This is a genomic window from Stenotrophomonas sp. (assembly GCF_032103445.1).
In the GTDB taxonomy this organism is placed as follows: domain Bacteria; phylum Pseudomonadota; class Gammaproteobacteria; order Xanthomonadales; family Xanthomonadaceae; genus Stenotrophomonas.
The window spans coordinates 10,799-29,835 of record NZ_DAMDFR010000028.1 but is presented as its reverse complement, the minus strand read 5'-3'; the positions used below and the strand labels follow the sequence as shown (position 1 = coordinate 29,835).

At 64.0% G+C, this 19,037-nt stretch carries 13 protein-coding genes; 7 read left to right on the top strand and 6 right to left on the bottom strand.

What is annotated here, in order from left to right; all coding sequences use genetic code 11:
- Positions 1 to 201: 201 nt before the first annotated feature.
- From RT551_RS11750 to RT551_RS11730, 5 genes are all read right to left on the bottom strand, one after another.
- Complete coding sequence (locus RT551_RS11750; RefSeq protein WP_313458813.1) at positions 202 to 2,571, bottom strand: PAS domain-containing protein; 2,370 nt, start codon at positions 2,569 to 2,571, stop codon at positions 202 to 204.
- Entirely contained in the window at positions 2,564 to 3,037 is a 474-nt protein-coding gene (locus tag RT551_RS11745; protein ID WP_313458810.1) for a response regulator, read from the bottom strand. The genes RT551_RS11750 and RT551_RS11745 overlap by 8 nt, the downstream gene beginning before the upstream one ends.
- On the bottom strand, positions 3,034 to 5,271 hold the full coding sequence (locus RT551_RS11740) for an ATP-binding protein (protein WP_313458809.1): 2,238 nt from the start codon (positions 5,269 to 5,271) through the stop codon (positions 3,034 to 3,036). Before RT551_RS11740 ends, RT551_RS11745 begins: the two co-directional genes overlap by 4 nt.
- Positions 5,272 to 6,893: 1,622 nt before the next feature.
- Complete coding sequence (locus tag RT551_RS11735) at positions 6,894 to 7,493, bottom strand: DUF6338 family protein (RefSeq protein ID WP_313458806.1); 600 nt, start codon at positions 7,491 to 7,493, stop codon at positions 6,894 to 6,896.
- Between the two features lie 177 nt (positions 7,494 to 7,670).
- Positions 7,671 to 8,351 carry a Crp/Fnr family transcriptional regulator gene (locus tag RT551_RS11730; RefSeq protein WP_313458804.1) on the bottom strand — a complete coding sequence of 227 codons (681 nt, stop codon included), beginning with the start codon at positions 8,349 to 8,351 and terminating at the stop codon, positions 7,671 to 7,673.
- A 130-nt stretch (positions 8,352 to 8,481) separates the two neighbouring features.
- On the opposite strand from RT551_RS11730, the gene RT551_RS11725 reads away from it, so the two are divergent.
- The 5 genes from RT551_RS11725 (at position 8,482) to RT551_RS11705 (ending at position 13,022) form a co-directional block, all read left to right on the top strand.
- Complete coding sequence (locus tag RT551_RS11725; RefSeq protein ID WP_313458802.1) at positions 8,482 to 9,444, top strand: transporter; 963 nt, start codon at positions 8,482 to 8,484, stop codon at positions 9,442 to 9,444.
- Positions 9,445 to 9,449: 5 nt separating this feature from the next.
- A complete protein-coding gene (locus RT551_RS11720; RefSeq protein WP_313458799.1) occupies positions 9,450 to 10,472 on the top strand; it encodes a DUF1254 domain-containing protein in 1,023 nt (340 codons plus the stop codon).
- A 157-nt stretch (positions 10,473 to 10,629) separates the two neighbouring features.
- Positions 10,630 to 10,899, top strand: a complete 270-nt coding sequence (locus RT551_RS11715) for a hypothetical protein (RefSeq protein ID WP_125359558.1) — start codon at positions 10,630 to 10,632, stop codon at positions 10,897 to 10,899.
- A 151-nt stretch (positions 10,900 to 11,050) separates the two neighbouring features.
- A complete protein-coding gene (locus RT551_RS11710) occupies positions 11,051 to 11,737 on the top strand; it encodes a hypothetical protein (protein ID WP_313458851.1) in 687 nt (228 codons plus the stop codon).
- 124 nt (positions 11,738 to 11,861) lie between these two features.
- The gene (locus RT551_RS11705; protein ID WP_313458793.1) at positions 11,862 to 13,022 is read left to right on the top strand and encodes a hypothetical protein; all 1,161 of its coding nucleotides are present in this window, start codon (positions 11,862 to 11,864) and stop codon (positions 13,020 to 13,022) included.
- Between the two features lie 86 nt (positions 13,023 to 13,108).
- Here the strand turns inward: RT551_RS11705 and RT551_RS11700 are convergent, their stop codons facing one another.
- The gene (locus RT551_RS11700; protein WP_313458790.1) at positions 13,109 to 13,522 is read right to left on the bottom strand and encodes an energy transducer TonB; all 414 of its coding nucleotides are present in this window, start codon (positions 13,520 to 13,522) and stop codon (positions 13,109 to 13,111) included.
- A 199-nt stretch (positions 13,523 to 13,721) separates the two neighbouring features.
- Between RT551_RS11700 and RT551_RS11695 the strand changes: the two genes are divergently transcribed.
- Both RT551_RS11695 and RT551_RS11690 read left to right on the top strand, forming a co-directional pair.
- The gene (locus tag RT551_RS11695; RefSeq protein ID WP_313458788.1) at positions 13,722 to 14,675 is read left to right on the top strand and encodes a tetratricopeptide repeat protein; all 954 of its coding nucleotides are present in this window, start codon (positions 13,722 to 13,724) and stop codon (positions 14,673 to 14,675) included.
- A 441-nt stretch (positions 14,676 to 15,116) separates the two neighbouring features.
- Positions 15,117 to 18,938 carry a M48 family metallopeptidase gene (locus RT551_RS11690; RefSeq protein ID WP_313458786.1) on the top strand — a complete coding sequence of 1,274 codons (3,822 nt, stop codon included), beginning with the start codon at positions 15,117 to 15,119 and terminating at the stop codon, positions 18,936 to 18,938.
- Positions 18,939 to 19,037 lie beyond the last annotated feature (99 nt).

Genomic DNA, 19,037 nt, shown 5'->3' with positions numbered 1-19,037 from the left:
CTGTCATCGCGCCGCATGCACCCCTTGGGCCGGCCAACGGCCGGCGCTACCGTGCCCGCGATTTGGTGAACGTTTGGTCGCGAAACCACCGCCGACGAACACGGTTGCTACCCGTCCGCAGTGCCCCGTAGAGCAACGCCCTGCGTGGCTGGGACAATGAAACGTTAATGCCGAGTGGGCGTACCACGCAAGGCGTGGTACCTACGGTGCCAATGCCGACCGGATCGCCCCCGCCAGATCACTGCGGGTAAACGGCTTGGCCAGGATCGTGCTCTGCCGCCCGATCGCACCGCTGGCATCAATGTCGCGCGGATACCCGGAAGTAAACAGCACCTTCAACTCCGGCTTGCGTTCCAACACGCGCTTGGCCAGTTCCCAGCCCGACATGCCCGGCATCACGATGTCCGAGAACAGCAGGTCCACGCTCACATCCGGTCGTTCCAGCAGGCGCAGCGCAGAAGCGCCGTCGTGCGCTTCCAGTACGCGATAGCCGAGCTGCCGCAGCGTATCCACGGTGTACGCGCGCACGTCGTCGTTGTCTTCGGCCACCAGCACGGTGGTTTCCGGCTGCGGCTCGTATCCGCCCAGTGCCGAGGTCTCCACCGGCCGGTCGGTCGGCAACGTCGCCGTCGAACGCGGGAACAACAGCGTGATCGAAGTGCCCACGCCTTCCACCGAATCCAGCAGCACATGGCCGCCGGACTGCTTGGCAAAGCCATACACCATCGAAAGCCCCAGCCCGGTGCCGCGACCGACTTCCTTGGTGGTGAAGAACGGCTCGAACACCCGCGCCATCGTGTCGGCCGACATACCGGTGCCGCTGTCCTTCACCCGCACCATCGCGTACTGGCCGGGGCGCACGTCCGGATGACGGGTGGCGACATCGTCATCCAGGTGCACGTTGTCCACCTCGATGGTCAAACGCCCGCCGTGTGGCATCGCATCGCGGGCATTGACGGCGAGGTTCAGCACCGAGGCTTCCAGCTGGCTGGGGTCGATCTCCACGCACCAGATGTCCGGACTGTTCACCACTTCCAGCTGCACCAGTTCGCCCAGCGAGCGCTGCAGCATGTCGCGCATGCCGTCGACCTGGGCGTTCAGATCCACCGGCAGGTTCTTCAACGGCTGCCGGCGTGAGAACGCGAGCAGGCGCTGGGTCACGTTGGCCGCACGCATCACGCCCTTCAATGCGTTGTCCAGCGCTCGCGAAGAACCTTCGGCGACGTCGCCCAGACGCTCGGTGAGCATCTTGGCGTACTCCACGTTGCCCGCAACCACGGTCAGGATGTTGTTGAAGTCGTGCGCGATACCACCGGTCAGTTGGCCCACCGCCTCGATCTTCTGGCTCTGCCGCAGCGCGGCTTCGGCCTGCCGGCGCGCGGTGGTTTCCGAGGCTTCCGACACCACCGCGGTGATGTGACCCTGATGGTCCTGCAGCGGCCGGAACGAGAACTCGAAATTGCGCTTGCCGGTGGGCAGGCGCAGCTCCAGCTCGTGCCGTGAGGCCTTGCCTGCTGCGGCCTGCAGCACCGCCTCGCAGACAATGCCTGGGGCACCTTCGGTGCCGGCAAACCACGCCGATTCGTAGAACAGCTGCCCACGCACTTCCGGCTTGGTCGCCAGAATGGCCGACAGCGATGCCGAGTTGGTGTCGATGATGTGGCCGTCGGTACTGAGCAGCGTCTGGTGCTGGAAGCTGGATTCAAACAGTGCCTGCAGGCGGCTGTCGCTCTGGTGCAGCGCAGACGTGCGCTCGTCCACCTGACGTTCCAGTGCCGCGTTGTTGGCGCGCAGGGCGGCCTGCGCCTGCTTCAGTTCGGTAATGTCGCGGGCCATGGCGTAGTAGCCCAGCACCTCGCCGCTATCGCTGACCTCCGGCACCAGGTCTACCTGCGCATGGCGGGTGGTGCCACCGCGCTTGGGCATGCTGGTCTCAAAGCTCACCCGTTCGCCCTGCAGCGCCCGGTCCAGGTAGGGCTGCACGTCGTCCATGCTCGGCTGGCCGATCATGTCGCCAGCCCGCTTGCCGATCACCGTCTCCGGCGCATGGCCGTACCAGTCCTGATAGGCCTGGTTGACGAACTGGTAGCGGTGATCGCGGTCCAGATGCGAAATCAGGGCCGGCAGCGAATCGGTGATCAGCTTCAGGCGCTGCTCCACCTGCACCAGCTTCTGGCGCTCTTCACTTTCGGCAATTGCACGAACGACCGCATCGGGCAGGCGCTGCAGACGCGACTTCACCACGTAGTCGCGCGCGCCGCGCTTGAGTGCCTGCACCGCCAGTTCTTCGGTCAACGTGCCCGACACGAAGATGAAAGGTGTCAGCGGAGCCAACTCGCAGGCGAGGGTCAGCGCCGCATCGCCGTCAAAACCTGGCAGCACGTGGTCGGCCAGAATCACATCGAAGCCGCCCTGCAGCAGCGCTTCACGCATGCCATCGTGCGACCAGGTGCGTTCAACGGTGAACGACACCCCGGCGCGCTGCATCTGCGCGGTAATCAGTTCCGCATCCAGTGCGCTGTCTTCGACCATCAGGATCCGGATGGTCCGGGTTACAGCGCCTTCAGCCATCTTTGCGGTTCTTCGAGCCATAGCGGGTGCCCTGCGGGGGCGGCTGGTTGGTGATGCCCCAGAACATGCCCAGCCCCTGGATCGCCTCCAGGAACTCGGTGAAATCCACCGGCTTCACTACAAACGCGTTGACGCCCAGTTCGTAGCTGCGCACCAGGTCACTCTCTTCGCGCGAAGAGGTGAGCATCACCACCGGCGTGCTGCTCAGCGCCGCGTCACTGCGGATTTCCTGAAGCACTTCCAGCCCGTTGAGCTTGGGCAGCTTCAGGTCCAGCAGCACCACCACCGGGCCACCGTGGTTCAGATCAGCGTACTTGCCCTCACCGCGCAGGTACTGCAGCGCTTCCACGCCGTCACGCACGTGCGTGACTTCGTTCAGCAGCTGGCAGCGGGCCAGGGCGGCCATGGTCAGTTCGGCGTCGTTGGGGTTGTCCTCAACAAGCAGAATTGGCCGAAGGTCTTTCATGCGGGGTCTCCATGCTGCAGGGGAATGGTAAAGAAGATCGTTGCGCCCGCGCCCACCTCGCCCTGTGCCCAGACGCGGCCGCCGTGGCGGGTGATGATGCGGTGTACGTTGGCCAGGCCGATGCCCGTGCCTTCAAACTCGTCGGCGTGGTGCAGGCGCTGGAACACGCCGAACAGCTTGTCGACGTAGCGCATGTCGAAGCCGCAGCCGTTGTCTTTCACGAAGAACACGTCTTCGGTGTCGGTGCGCTCATGCCCGATCTCGATGGCCGGGGCAGGGGTGTCGCGGGTGAACTTGATCGAATTGGACAGCAGGTTCTGCCACACCAGCCTCAGCATGCCCGGGTCGGCTTCGACCTTGGGCAACGGCGCGATGGTCCACTGGATGGTGCGGCCTTCGGCTTCCATCTCCAATGTGCGGCGAACATCTTCCACCAACGTGCCCATCTCCATGTAGATCTGGCCCATGGTTGACCGGCCCATCTGCGAGAAGCTGAGCAGGTCATCCACCAGACGACCTGCTGATTTTGCCGACTCGACGATGGTATCGACGAATCGCTTCTCTGAACTATTCAGTTTGTCCTCGGCCGAGGACCACAGCAGCTCCGAGTAACCCACGATGTGGCGGAACGGCGCACGCAGGTCGTGGCTGACCGAATACGAGAACGCCTCCAGCTCTTTGTTGCTGCGGACCAGCTGCTCGTTCAAGGCCGCCATCTCTTCGGCCTTGCGCAGCACGATGTCCACGATGGCCGTGCGCAGCTCCAGCGCCGCATCCACGTCCACCTCGTCCCAGGGCAGCGACTGCTGCTGCACGGTTTCCTTCCAGCTTTCAAAGGACTCACGCGGCGACAGCGGGCCGGTCACTTCCTTGCGCGGGTCACCGCCCCAGCGCACCGTGCGTACCACTTCCGGGCGGAACCAGATCACGAAGCTGTCGTGTACCTGCGAAATGGAGATCGCCAGCACGCCGCTGGCCACGCCACTGAAGGCGCTCGCCTCGCTCCAGCGTGCGCTGAGCGAATCGGTATGGAACAGGTCGCCCTCGTGCGGTTGCACCGCCAGCCACTGCACCAGTGACATCACCTGCGCCTTGCTCGGGCAGTCACCATGCAGCAGGCAGGCCCCGCGGTGCACGATGGCCGCGCCGCTGGACTGGGTGAGGGCCAGCAGGCTCTTCGCATCGCGGCCCAGCGCGCTCATGAAGTCGGTATCGCCGGCCATCTGGCCCAGCAGCCGCACCTGGATCGCCCGGCGCGCAATGCGCTGCTCCACGCCCAGGGCGCGTTCCTTCAACGAGATCTGCAGCGACAGAATCTGGCCAATGAACTCACAGGCCGTGCGCACGTGGTACGGCACCCGCATCGGCTGCTGGTTGTGGCAGGAGATCAGCCCCCACAGCTCGCCTTCGCGCAGCAGCGACACCGACATCGATGCGCCGGTGCCCATGTTGCGCATGTACTGCAGGTGCACCGGCGAGACGCTGCGAAGCATCACCGGGCTCAGGTCGGTGGGCGCGGCGTCGGCGCGCTCGGCCGAGCGCAGCAGCGACACCGACTGATAGTTGCTGTCGGCAATCAGCCGCACCCGGTTCTGGCGGTACAGGGCGCGGGCCTGGGCCGGGATGTCCGATTCCGGGAAGCGCAGGTCCATGTAAGAGGGCAGCAACTCGTTGTTGCGGTGCTCGCCCACCACTGCACCGTTCCATTCCTTGTCGAACTGGTACACCAGGGTGCGGTCGAAGCCGGTGAGCTCGCAGATCAGCTCGGCCGCCAACTGGCATAACTCGGTGGTGGTGCCCAACCGTTCGATCGCGCCCATGAACTGGCGGATCTGCGGGTACAGGTCTTCCAGCGAACCCGGCTCGCCCGGCACGGACTGCTCCAGCTCCACCATCAAGGCATCGCCGACCCGGTGGCCCAGCACCTGGTGGGTGCCCACCCCCTCGACATGGTGCGCGCCGAGGAAACGGGTGGTATCCGGGGCGAGTTCTGCGATGACGCTACGGCAGGGTGCCAGTGTGCCGCCCAGCACGGCTTCCACCGGCTGGCCCAGCGGGTCGCCATGGGCTTCCAGCACGGCCGGCCGGGAGATGGCGCGTTCGATGACGACCAACGAAGCCGGGTCCAGCACCAGCAGCATGCCGTAGGGCTGGATAGCCCCCGGGGTACGGATGGGTTCGCGCGCGCACGCGGAAAGGTCCAAGGCGCTCTCGCTGGGGATTCCGTTCGACATGCCTAAAGCCACAGCCACAAAGGCCATAGCTTGGCATACCTGGGCACCCATTCATGTGTACGCCGGCCCACGGCCGCCCGGAATCGCACGGACACGTAGAGCCGGGCTTGCCCGGCTGCTCTTCGCGCGACCTATGAACTCCGTCGCCTGTCCGGATCGCACTCCGGTCCAATCACGACGCCCCCACACCCCGCCGGCACCAACCGCCAACCCCGTCACACATGGCGCAACAAGCCCGCAAAACCACGCCTATCGCGACACGCAATGTCGATTCCGACGCATTATTCGCCTTGCGCGCCAACCCGCTTCTATCATCCAAACCAAGCCGCAACCTCCTGCGTATCCATCTGATGCAGGGTGTGCCTTCGGAGCTTGAAATCTCCTCACGATTTAACAGTGGTCTTCCCGTGTCGGGAGGGTGATGGAATAGAACACCCCCCCGTTGGGGGAATACATCACGTCGCGCCGAATCGTGAGCGAATTTCAACCTCCCGACTCCCTCGCCATACCGGCGAGGGAGCACACTTCGAGTGAGGTTGCCCGTGCGTAAATCCATATTTGAACAACTCACCCTCAGGCACTCAGGCTGCAGCTGGCATCAGCCGAAGAAGGTGCGGGTCACCAGAATGCGCATTCCTGCCCAGGGATACAAAGCCGGGGTCGACGTTCCGGCGGTGATGCTGCAAGGCATGTGGCTGTACGGCTGGGAATTCGAGTCCGGCGGCTGGGTGAAGATATCGGCCTCGCGGGGGAAGCTCGTGCTGGAGGTGGATCACGAGGCCCGGCGGAAGGCGGCGTGGTTCCGGAAGCATGGGTCGATGAAGGGGTGGAGGCGTCGGCGGCGGGGGATTCGGGGTTTGATCTCAGCTGTCGTGCGCTGGTGGCGCAGGTAGTGGGTTGAACAGGGCCGGGCTGGGCTGGGCAAGAAGTGTCTTCCCAGCCAGTGCATGCTAGCGTTCATTCCACCAACACGGATGAGTAACGCAATGGCTGCAGGACGCAACTTTCAAGCGCTCGTCGGGCTCGTGGCAGCCTTATCCCTGGCTGGATGCGCGTCAGTCGGTCAATCGGCCAAGCACACGGTTCCTTTCATCACCGTTCCGCCTCCGCCAGAGGGTGTTCATGAGATCGTCCTGCTGGGTGCGATGCAGGGCAGGATCGTCGACAGGGATGGATGCCTCGTTCTCAAATCCAAACGAGGTGAGAGTACTGTCATCTTCGCCAGTCGCTTCAGGCTCGACCGCGCAAGTGGAACCATAAGTGATGGTGTGGCAGGAGGGCGAACGATCAAACTGGGACAGAAGGGGCGCTTCTCAGGTGGCTCAAGTAGCCGAAGTCAGACAGCAACATGGTTGACTTCGGCTCTACCCGAAGCGTGCCCTGACAGAGTGGTTCAGATCGGCGAGATCAAATGAGCCAAATCGATGGGGCACAACCGGCGCTGCAATTATCCCAATCAACCCGACACCTTTGGCCTCAAAGGCGGCGGAGGTGCTGGAGACGGAGGCGGCCGCTTGTAGCCGATCTGGCTACGAGCGGGGTTGTCAGGATTGGAGCCACGGGAGTCGCCTGGGAGGATCGGGCGGGGGTGGTTTGGCTTGTTGTCGTTGGTCATGTGTTGCTCACTCTTTCATGAATTCTACGGACTCAATCTCGCTCGAAGGAACTACCACCGTCTCAGTCTGGGTCAATTCTACGTAGCCTTCTCCGTCAATCCATGCGGGTTCCTGAAGCACGAAATGTCCGGCGTGAGAGCTGCGGGGCCATTCCTTAGGCCACCCTTGTAGACGACGACCGTCTTTGAAGTTCAGCGTGACCTGGGCTTGTATTGATGCAAAGGCGGTGAACCATTCGGAAGGATGAGACCTTCGGAGGGTCAGCCGGCCGTACTTCCGCAACCATCTGTGTGGAATGTCTTTGTTCGCGCACACAGTAGCAACGGATCCGATGGCGAGCGCGACTGCCAACGAAGCAACCAATCTGGTGTCATCGCTCCACGGCAATATGGCGACATACTCACCGATCCAGAGCAGCGCCCATTTAAGAACCGGCACCAGCGCCTGCACGACAAAGGTGTAGATCAGTACCTCGACAATGCGCTCAAACCGTTCGGGTTTGGGATGGGATGTCAGGCCATAGAACACCCATGCAGCAACAAAACCTGGCAGCAGGAACACCAGCAGGGAGATGACCCCCGCAGAAAGCTCGGGAAATCCTTCCATTGAAATGTGAACTCCAGTCTTTGACCAGACCGAGTGTAGAAATCCCGGAGCTGCGGAAGTGCAGCCCATCAGCGACAACTGCAAGAGCCTTGCATCCCAAGGCATCAGCTCTACTGATCCGAAGAGCCAACTGTCGGAACCAACCCGTGAGGCGCAGATCCACGCGTCTTGCTTGCCTCACCCCTCCTCAGCCAACGCAAACCGCCCCAACGCCGCCGCGTCCGTCACGCGCACGCTGCGATACGTCGCCTCCACCCACCCCTGGGCGATAAACCGCTTGAAGGCCGCCGCCACTTGGCGCCGCGAGGCATTGGCAAGCTGCCCAAGCTCGGTCTGGGTGATGGGAAGCGCCTCACTCTGCGCTACCTGCAAGCGTGTCATGGTCGAGGCAATACGCCGATCCACCTGCGGAATCTGCAGGTCATGCACGATACGCATCAGCACATACACGTTGGACATCAGCATCTGTGCGATGTAGCCCTGCACGGCGGCGTCCCCGCGCGCCAGCTCGTCCATCGCTGCGAGCGGCACGTGGATCACGCTCACCTCCCCACAGGCGCGCAGGTCCAGTCGGCGTGGTTGCCGGGTAAGGAAGCAGCCTTCGCCGGTCCATGATCCCGGCGTGCCGTACTGCACCAGCCTGCACTCTTCACCGGGCGGGGCGATGTCCACCGCTACCACGCCGGAAACCAGCCCATAGATCCCACCCAGCGGATCACCTCGGCGATAGATGAACTGTCCGGCGGTATAGGTGTGCAGGCGCATGTGCGGCAGCAGTTGTTGCTGGAACGACACCGGCAGTTGTGAAAGCCAACCGTGCCGGCACACCACATCCGTGGCCCTGGAGAGATCTGGCATTCCGTTGCTCCATGCGTGGGGGAATGTGCAGTTTTGCACAATCGGCCGAAATGGAACTGCCTAGAATCGTTGAAATGCCGATGCGTAGTGCTACGCATTTCGCATTTCACGCCATCACCAGGGAACGGGCATGATCAAGACACTGCTTCCATTCGTGTTCGTCGTTGCAGGCTGCCACCTCTGCACGGCCCATGCAGCAGAGGGTTCCAGTGGCGTCTATCTGATGGGCATGAAGGGGCAGGGAGCCGCGATGGCACCGCCGCCCGGCGTGCTGTACTACCAGAACGACAGCTACTTCTATCGCGGCTCGATGGGCAGCAACCGCACATTACCCACCGGTGGCAGCTTCGCATCCGGCGTGGATGCCAATGCCTACGTGAATCTTTCCACCTTGGTGTGGACATCGCCCTGGCAGCTCGCCGGGGGCAAAGTAGGCCTGAGTGCGACGCTGCCTATAGGACGCAAGTCGCTGGATGCGCGCGTGGTGACCGAGTTTCCCCGGCTGGGTGGCACCGGTGGCGGCTCGCGCTCGGATGCGCTCACCACATACGGCGATCCCTCGCTGGGAGCGAGCCTCAGCTGGAACACCGGCAAGCTGTATGTGCAAACCAGTGTTTCGGTGAATGTTCCGATCGGCGATTACCGCAGCGATCGCCTCGCCAACATCTCATTCAATCGCTGGGGCACCGATGTCAGTACCGCACTCACCTGGCTGAGTACGGAAACCGGCCGGGAAATCTCGTCCGTGGCCGGCTATACGTTCAACGGCCACAACAGCGTCACCGATTACAGCACCGGCGACGAGACGCACCTGGAAGCGGCGCTTACCCAGTACTTCTCACCGGCCTGGTCGGCCAGTCTGTTGGGCTACCACTATCAGCAGGTAAGTGGCGACTCCGGTTCGGGCGCATTGCTGGGTTCGTTCAAGGGGCGCGCTTCCGCTATCGGGGCGGGCGCGCAGTACAGCTTCAAGACCGCCAGCCGTCCGGTATCGGTCCGGGTGAAGTACTTCCACGAAACCTCAGTGGCCAACCGCGCGCGCAGCAACAGCGTATTCCTCACCGTTTCCCTTCCCCTGTCTTCCAAGGAGTGATGACCATGATCCTGCCCCGACTGCTCTCCGCCGCGCTTGCGCTGGCCTGCGCCGGAGCCGTGTCCGCACAGGATGCGACGCCAATTCGCGTCAACACAGACAATTTCGTGCGCGCGGAAAGCGATGTGTATCTGGCCAAGATCGTCGCCGATGGTGGCTTCGGGAAGTTCCAGCACGCGCGCGCGTTTCCCGCGCTGGACAAGCAGCTGATCATCCGCCTGAACCGCGACACGCTGTATTCGTACGCCGTGGTGGACCTCGATGCCGGCCCGGCCACGCTGGTAATGCCGGACACCGGCGAACGCTACATGGCGGCCCAGATCGTCAACCAGGACCACATCACGGTTGACCTCTGGCACGGCAAGGGCCGTCATGTGCTGACCCGCGACCAAGCCGGAACGCGCTATGCCCTGATCATCATCCGTACCTTGGTGGATGAAACCAGCAAGGCCGATATGGCCGCCGCGCACCGCTTGCAGGACGCGCTGTCGATCGAGCAGGCGAGTAAAGGCACGTTCGAAATTCCCGCGTGGGACAGCGCCTCGCTGGATTCCACGCGCAAGTTGCTGCTGGGTCTCGTGGCGGGGGTTCCCGACTACAAGCGCATGTTTGGCACACGCGAGGAGATCGACCCGGTGCGCCATCTGCTGGGCACCGCGGCGGGCTGGGGTGGCAACCCGGAACGTGAGGCGATCTATGCTGGCGGAGGCGTGGAGAAGAATGACGGCAACACGGTCTACCGGGTGAAAGTGCGCGATGTGCCGATGAAAGCGTTCTGGTCGTTGTCGGTCTACAACGCTGATGGCTTCTTTGAGCAGAACAGCCTGGGTCGATATTCGGTGAACAGCGTTACCGCCAAAAAGAGTGACGACGGCAGCATTGAAGTGCAGTTCGGCGGCTGCACGGCAGCGTCCGTGAACTGCATTCCCACCATGCCGGGATGGAATTACCTGGTGCGCATCTATCGACCTGAACCTGTTGTGGTTCAGGGACAGTGGACCTTCCCGGTGCCGGTGGCTGACCCGTAAGACGCTGGCGGAGACCCGCTGATTTCAGCCTATTCACCCTCCATTTCACAATTTCACACTCCATCGACGTCGCCGGATTTCAACTGAATGCTGGGGAGAGCGCCTGCGGAAAACACCGCTATATTCCAGTCACCCCCAGATGAAGGAGAACCACCCCATGTTCCTGACCAAGCAGCACCTCAAGACCGCGAGCAAGCTGGGCGTTGCCCTCGTTGTCACTGCCGGCCTCAGCGCCTGCGCCACCTACAAGGATGAATTCGCCACCATCAACTCTCGCCTCGACAACCTGGATACCAAGGTCCAGGGCGCAGCGCAGAGTGCGGAGCAGGCCAACCAGTCCGCGCAGCAGGCCAACCAGCGTCTGGATGCCATCGAAGGCCGCGTACAGCAGCTTGAGAGCGCACCCCGCCGCGTGCCGCGCGGTTGATCCCTCCTCCACATTCGTTGAGGGATTTCTGAATAGGGACCAGTGGCCGTTACTGGCCACTGGTCCCTTTTGATCACGCCGTCCTTGTTTTGAAGAGTAGTCCCCCATGCACGCACACCCCGCACGCCACGCCCTTCGCGGCGCACTCATCCTGGCACTGGCCTTTGCCGGCATCGGCGCAGCGAACGCGCAGGAAGCCGAGGTCGTCCAACCGGCCGTCTCGCCCAATGACGAGCTGCCGCAGGACCAGCCCGTGTCTGACACGGTGATTGAGCTGGCCGGTTGGGTGGTGGCCACCAAGGACACGCAGGGCTACCCCTTCGCGATCATGGACAAGGGGAATGCACAGATTCTGGTATTCGATGGCAACGGCAAGCTGCGCGGTGCAGCCCCGGGGCTGTTTGGCTCGGCCGTAGGCGACCATACGGGGAAAGATGTCACCCATGTCGCGCTGAGCGCCATTCCGGGCAAGGACCGCACCACGCCCGCAGGCCGTTTCGTCGGCGGCTACGGCCCTGCCGCCGACGCCGAAAGCGTGCTGTGGGTGGACTACGACTCCGCCATTTCGATGCACCCGATTCCGCCGGGCAGCAAGACCGAACGGCGCGCCGAGCGCCTGGCAACGCCCACCCCGGACGACAACCGCATCTCGCACGGCTGCATCAATGTGTCGCCGACGTTCTATGAGGCAGTGGTCCACCCCACGTTTGCCAAGGGCGGCGTGTTCTATGTGCTGCCGGATGTGGATTCGCTGGAGAAGACGTTCCCGGAGTTCGCTGCGAGCCGCGCTGGGAAGGCGGCGGATGGGGAAGGTGGCAAGCGTCACGCCAGTAACTAATGGTTGAACGTCCCCACCCTCAGCCGCTTGCGTAAGAAAGGCCTTATACGACAACGGGTTGGATGAACTTAGCGGGTTTTGGCTAGGCTTAGCAAATCGCCGAAATGCCTGCTAAGGACCTGCCGTGTCCCTCCAGACCACACTGCCGTACTTCGCTCGCCCGGACCTGCTTGAGAGCGTCACCCGGCTGTTGCTCTCCGGCGCGAACGTCACCCTGTTCGCGCCCCGTCGGCATGGCAAAACTTCATTTGTCCGCTATGACCTGCTGCCGGCACTGCACGAAGCCGGCTGGTTTGCCGCGCGCATTGATCTCTGGCGCAATCGTGAGAATCCCGAGCTCGGTCTGGTGGAAGGGCTGGAGGCAGTTGCCTATGCCACCCCGCCGCGCAGTGCGCTGATGCGTCCCATGAATCTCTCTTCCCTGCGGGCCACGTTCAAAGTGCCGGGGGTGGATATTCAAGGGAACTGGTCGCCGGCAACGGGGCCGACGCCGCACCCGGAGGCCAGCCTTGAGAACCGCCTTGCCAATGCGCTGCATCTGATTGCGGAGCGCGGTACGCATTCCTTGGTCGCGTTGGACGAGTTCCAGGCGTTGGCGAGCAAAGGCTCCGACAACTTCGTGGCCGCATTCCGCACCGTGCTTCAGGACGTCGAAGGGCGGCTGAGTGTGTTCTTTACTGGTTCGTCGCGCGACGGGTTGATGCGGTTGTTCAATCGTTCCCGGGCACCGTTGTTCCGATCTGCCGAATCACTAACGCTTCCTAACCTCGGTGATGCCTTCGTTGATTCCCGGGCGGACTATCTAGATGAAGTGGCGGGAGTAAAAGTAGATCGCGATGCACTGAAGCTGTTCTTCCCGCGCCTCTGCTACACCCCGCTGTTCCTCAACGAAATCGTGCGGATCATGCTGGTCAGGGGAACCGCAGATCTCGATGCTGCGGTCCGCGAGTGGTATCGCGCGAAGTTCGATGACGAATATGCCCATTGGTTCGCCGCGCTGCAGGACGTCGAGTCTGCGGTGATGGTCTGGCTTGCCACCAGCGGGCAGAAGACGGTGTACAGCGAAGAAGCACGCGAGGCCATGCGGCAGTACATTGAGGCAGACGCGGTGCCCACCACCTCGCGCGTTCAAACGGCCATCCGGCGTCTGACCGGAGAGCAGGCCCTTGAACCGACCGGGGTCAACGGGGAGTACGAAATCTCGGATCAGGGCCTGCAGATCGTGCTGAGCAACGCGGTGAACCAGGACTTATTCAAAACGTGCGGGAGCCGCCGCGCCGCCTGATTCCATGCCAGCCCCGTAGAGCCACGCCCTGCGTGGCTGCGCCTCATCCATCACGCACTGGCACGCATGGCGCGTCATACGGACGCTTACTCCGCAACGAACGTCACCGGCACGCGCACCATGCTCCGCACCGGCTTGCCCCCATCCAGCGCGGGAGTGAACCGCCAGCTGGCCGCCGCTTCCTTCGCGGCGGCATCCAGTTTCGGAAACCCGCTGGACCGGTCCAGCGTCACGCCAGTGATGCTGCCCTCGGCGTCCACCTTCAACGCCACCACCACAGTGCCGGCTTCCTGGGCATCAGCGGAACCTGTGGGATAGCGTGGCGGCGGGTTGTACACCGCCTGCGGAAGCACGAAGTCGGAAGGCAACGACGCCGACCCGGGTGGTGGAGGCGGCGGCGGTGGAGCGTCTGCGAATGCGCCGCTGCTGGTGGTCAGCAGCACTGCTGTCAGCATGTGCCGCAGGGCCCAGCGAGAACGAAAAACTCCGATGGCGTCCATGCGTTTCAACTTTTTCCAGTTTGGTTCCAGTGAGATCCTATCTCGTGGCCTGTCGGACGGCCAGCACGGGCGAAGCATCAAGCAATGCTAGTATCCGCGTCCGTATCACCGTGCCGCATGGATCTGGAGCTGGAAAGGAATGAGGATGTTCAAGGAAGAATCGAAAGCGGCTCTCGCCGGCATAGCACTGCAGCTTGGTATGGCGATGTTTGCCTGCAGCGCGCAGGCCTCGACCGACGACGAAGCCTTCGCGGTGGAGCTGGTGCGCAACGCTGCCGACGCCGGGGTTCCGGAAGCGCAGAATGCGCTGGCTGACCGCTATCTCCATGGTGCAGGCGTCACTCGGGACGAGAAACAGGCGGCCGCCTGGTATCGCAAGTCGGCCGAACAGGGGTACGCACCTGCCCAGTCCGCGCTGGGCGGATTGTATCTGCGCGGAACAGGCGTGCCGAAGGACGACGCCGAGGCGCTGGTCTGGGTCCGCAAGGCCGCGGACCAAGGCGAAGCGCTGTCACAGTCCGACCTTGCGATCATGTACCTCAACGGACGGGGCGTACTGCAGGATGATGCCCAGGCCTTGATCTGGGTCCGCAAGGCGGCCGACCAGGGTACGCCGGCGGGTATGTACAACCTGGCCAGCTTCCACCAGCGTGGCGCTGCCGGCCTCGCCAAAGACGACGCCGAGGCCATCCGCTGGTACACCAAGGCCGCGCTTCAATCTTCCTGGGAACTGGGCGTAATTCAGTCGCGGCAGAAGCTGTGTGACTACGGTGGTGAGAACCAGGCGTGGTGCGGTGAAGTCCACACGCCGGGTGCATTCGGTCCCCTTGAGACGCTGACTGCGTTGGCCGAACGCGGCGACACCTTGGCCCTGACCAACCTCGGTGATGTCCATCGCGCCGGTATCGGCGTAAAGAAGGACGAAGCCCAGGCTGCTGCTTGGTACCGCAAGGCGGCGGAGCTGGGTGAGGCGCGGGCCCAAAGCCAGCTGGGCTACATGTACGACACCGGCGCGGGCGTGCCCAAGGACGAGGATGCGGCTGTTTCCTGGTACTGCAAGGCGGCGGCACAAGGGCATTCCCGGGCGCTCGCCAATCTGGAAATCATGCGCACCTTGGGCCAGATGAAAGTAAAGGACTGCGCCGAGCGTTGATCACCGGCACGGCATTGCTCGTGTACTGGGCCCGGCCCGGTGATGTGGACACCGTTATTGTGGATGGGCGGGTACTGAAGCGCGATGGAAAGCTGGTAGGGGTCGATACTGCTGAAGTGCTGCGCCGTGCAGAGGCATCTGCCCGCACCCTACTCACCCCGTAGAGCCACGCCCTGCGTGGCTGAAGTCCCGGTGACCACGCGTACCACGCAGGGCGTGGTACCTACGGATGAGGGGTGACCGCAGACGCGCATGGCGCGTCTCTACAGGTGATCCGTCCGGCCCTTCGTCTCAATTGTTATGCCTCGCTTTTTGGCCCGCAGCGAGATGGCACCGACTCCCCACACCGTGCACAATCGCCGAATCCCGGGCATGACGCCCGGTCCACTCCGCGTCACGTCCGGGGGGACGGCACGGAGCACGACAACAGGGGGATACACCATGGATTCGCTCTATCCGGCGGGGCCGTCGGCCGTGCCTGCACAGCTCACCGCGCCCAGCTCCGCCTACCGCCGCCACGCCTGGCTGGCGGTGGCCGGTCTGCTCGTTTTCGCCGGCGCGTACTTCGCCCTGATGGGCTGGTTCGGCTGGACCGCCTTCCGCATGCTGCGCACGCTGCTGTCCGGTGAGGGTGGCAGCGCGCTGATCAACGCCATCGTCGGCGGGTGCGCGCTGTTCCTGGCGGTGTTCATGGCCAAGGGCCTGATCTTCCTCAAGCGCGGCAAGGCCTCCAAAGACCTGGAGCTGAAGCCTGCCGACCAGCCGGAGCTGTTCGCCTTCCTGCACCGCCTGGCCGACGAGGCCGGCGCGCCGCGCCCGAACCGGGTGTACCTGTCGCCGCGGGTCAACGCCGGCGTCTTCTACGACCTGTCGCTGGTCAATCTGCTGTTCCCCTCGCGCAAGAACCTGGACATCGGTCTGGCGCTGGTGAACGTGTTGAACCTCACCGAGTTCAAGGCGGTGCTGGGCCACGAGTTCGGCCACTTCGCGCAGCGCACGATGGCGGTTGGCCGCTGGGTCTACATCGCCCACCAGGTCGCCACCCAGCTGGTGGCGCGGCGCGATGCGCTGGACAGCTTCCTCGCCGGTCTCTCGCGCACAGATTTCCGCGTCGCCTGGGTCGGCTGGACGCTGTCGATCATCATCTGGGCGATCCGCTCGCTGGTGGACACCGCTTTCAGCGTGGTGACCCTTTCCGAACGCGCGCTGTCGCGCGAGATGGAATACCAGGCCGATCTGGTGGCTGCTTCACTGGCCGGCAGCGATGCGCTGGTGCATGCACTGCACCGCCTGGGCGCGGCCGATGAAGCCTGGGATCGCACGCTGGGCTTCGCCTCGCGCGAATTCGAGGCCGGCCGAGCAGTGGCCGACCTGTTCGCGGTGCAGACCCGCATGATCGCCAACCTGCGCCGGGTCACGCCTGACCCGATGTATGCCGACCCGCCGGAGCTGCCCGAGCACGAGCGTGAGCTGCACCGGGTGTTCCGCAACGAGATGGTGCGCGCACCGCAGATGTGGTCCACGCATCCGGCCAATGCCGATCGCGAGAACAACCTGAAGCGCCGTTACGTGGCCGCCGTCATCGACGAGCGCCCGGCGATGCTGCTGTTCCGCGACGCCGATGGGCTGAAGCACCGGCTTTCGCGCGACATGCTGCGTGAGACGCCGCCAGCATTCGCCGAGACGGCTGACTCGCTGTCCCGGCTGGATGCCGAGTTTGAGGTCCGTGCCCTGCACCAGCGTTACCAGGGCACCTACCTGCGCCGCTCCTTCCTGCGCAATGTGGCGACGCCTGCCGAGCTGTTCCTCGGTTCGCTGCCGTCGCTGGAAAACGCAGCGCTGCGCGAACGCATCTGCGCACTGTATGCACCCGCCCATGGCGAGGCGCTGCAGCAACTGAAGCGTCTGGAGGAAGAGCGCGCCACCCTGGACGCCGCCCGCGCAGGCCACCTGCGCGCATCTGGCAACCGCGTGCACTGGCGCAACCAGACGCTGGACACCAAGCGTCTGGCACCTGCCATCGCAACCCTGGATACCGAGATCGCACCGCTGCGGCAGGCGGTGTTCCTGCACGACCAGGAATGCCGCAGCCTGCATCGGCTGGCCGCGCGCCGCAACGGTCATGGCTGGGAGGCGCTGCTGGAAGGTCAGGTCAGCCTGATGCACTTCTGCGAACACGTCGAAGCCGATCTGCGCGATGTGTATGGCGTGTACGTCAATACCATGCACGTGGTCACAGCCGACAACCGGGTTTCCGGGAAGGAGCTTCGCCGGCTGATCGCAGCAGCCAACATGACCCAGCGCGCCCTGGTCGCCGTCTTCGAGTACGCGCGCGTCTGCCATGTTGATGAAACCGTCATCGAACACGGCGGCCAGCCGCTGCAGGAAGCGCTGGGCGAATTCGGCCTGGCCCTGGCCACGGAACAGAACATCAACGACTGGGTCCGCAAGGTGGGAAGCTGGGTCGAACACACCTGTGCGGTGCTGTCCCGCCTGCGCGCCGCCACGCTGGAGGCGCTGCTGGCAAACGAAGATGCAGCTGTGGATCGCCTGGAATCCGGAGAGGTGGTACCCACCGCGCCAGAGCCTTCGCGGGTGCCGAAGGACTACCCGGTGCTGCTGCCAGGAAAGGAGCGCAAGCTGCAGACCAAGCTGGGTTTGTGGGATCGCTTCCAGACGGCGGATGGCTGGGTGGCCAGTGTTGCGCGCGGCACGGTGGCCGCAGCCATCGTCATCGGCGTCCTGGTGCTGGGCATGCATACCGGTACCGCTACGGTCTCGGTTTACAACGGCTTGGCGATTCCAGTGCGGGTCACCATCGACGGCAGCAGCGTCAACCTGGACCCGCTGGAAAGCACGGCGATGGATGTGGATCCCGGCGCCACCCACAAAGTGGAGAGCCACACCACAGATGGGCAGCTGATCGAGTCTTTCGACAGCGAGCGCATCTCCGGCCGTTCGCACTTTACCTACAACGTGGCGGGCGCTGCACCGCTGGTGGAATGGACGGCGGTCTACGGCAACGTGAAGGAGGAGGCCGAGCGCAAGCTGGGCGCGCAGCGCTGGCTGGCCACCAGTGCCGACTTCGTCTTGAAGACCCCGCCGGAAACGATCCAGACCAGCGAGTATGAGAGCGGCGGCACGCGCTCGGTGCTGTCGGCAGTCGGTGACGCGGCCCCGCACCAGCAGACCGGCTTGGTCGACAACGACGAACAGCGCAAAGCGATGATCCTCGCGCATGCACGCTGGGATGCGCCGGAGTCGCAGCACCTGATCATGTGGCTGGGGATGGCGTCGACTTATCCGGACCTCATGCAGAGCCTCATCGCCGAGCGGCTGAAGCGAAATCCTGAGGACGTTGCTACGTTGCGCATGGAACAGGAGCTCAGTACGGGTGACGCGCACGCGGCGACCTGCGCGCGCCAGCAGCAGGCGGCAGCGACCAAGCCGGAGTCTTCTGCGCTGGCCTATCTGGCGGTGCGCTGCACGGCCGACGGTCCGGCACAGGATGAAGCCTTCCTCGCGGGGCAGCGTCGCTGGCCGGAGCAGCCCTGGTTTGCGCTGGCGGCAGGCCACACGCTGGCCGCGCGCAATGATTGGACCGGTGCCAACGAGATGCTCTCCAAGGCAGCCGCGGCACCGCAACTCGCTGAGGTTGCCTCAGTGGAACTGGCCCGGGTCAAGCGCATGCTGGGCAGCAGCGCGCAGGAGCTGGCGTCGCTGGCGGAGCAGTCGTCGTTCGTGGCCCGCATGCTGGCCTTCGAAAGCGAAGAGGTGGTTGGCTCTCCCTTTGAGGCCTACCTGCAGCTCGACCGGGGCGAGTACGAGCGCGCGCTGGGCCTGGCGCAGGTCGATGCTGAGCTGCTGTCCCGGATTGTTCCGCTGGTTGCCGCCTCGGAGGGTGCCCCCGGCGAATGGGCGCAGAAGGCGCTGGGGATGCCGGTGGCGGACGACGTGGATTCCGATTCGGCGTGGACCATGTGGGCCCTGGCGCTGCGCCACGGCCGCAACGAAGCGGCATGGCGCGAGAAGGTGCTGGCCACCGATGCCAACGAAGCCGCACGCGTGGTCGCGTTCGTTGACGCGGTGCGCGCGAACGCATCCGTGCAACAGGCCGAGGCGGCACTGGGCAACGTGAGCTCCACCAATCGTGGCTACGCCTACACCGTCGCCGCCGTGTTACGGGGCAAGGATTGCCCGCAAGCCTGGCGCGAAGGTGCTAAGCGCCTGCTTTTCAGCTACGAACGCCCCCACCTGACGTAGAGCCACGCCCTGCGTGGCTGAATGCCCCCACATGCACCTGAAAGCACTTCTAACCCGGTTAGGCATCGGCCGCCGCCAGAACAAGGCGGCCGAACCCCT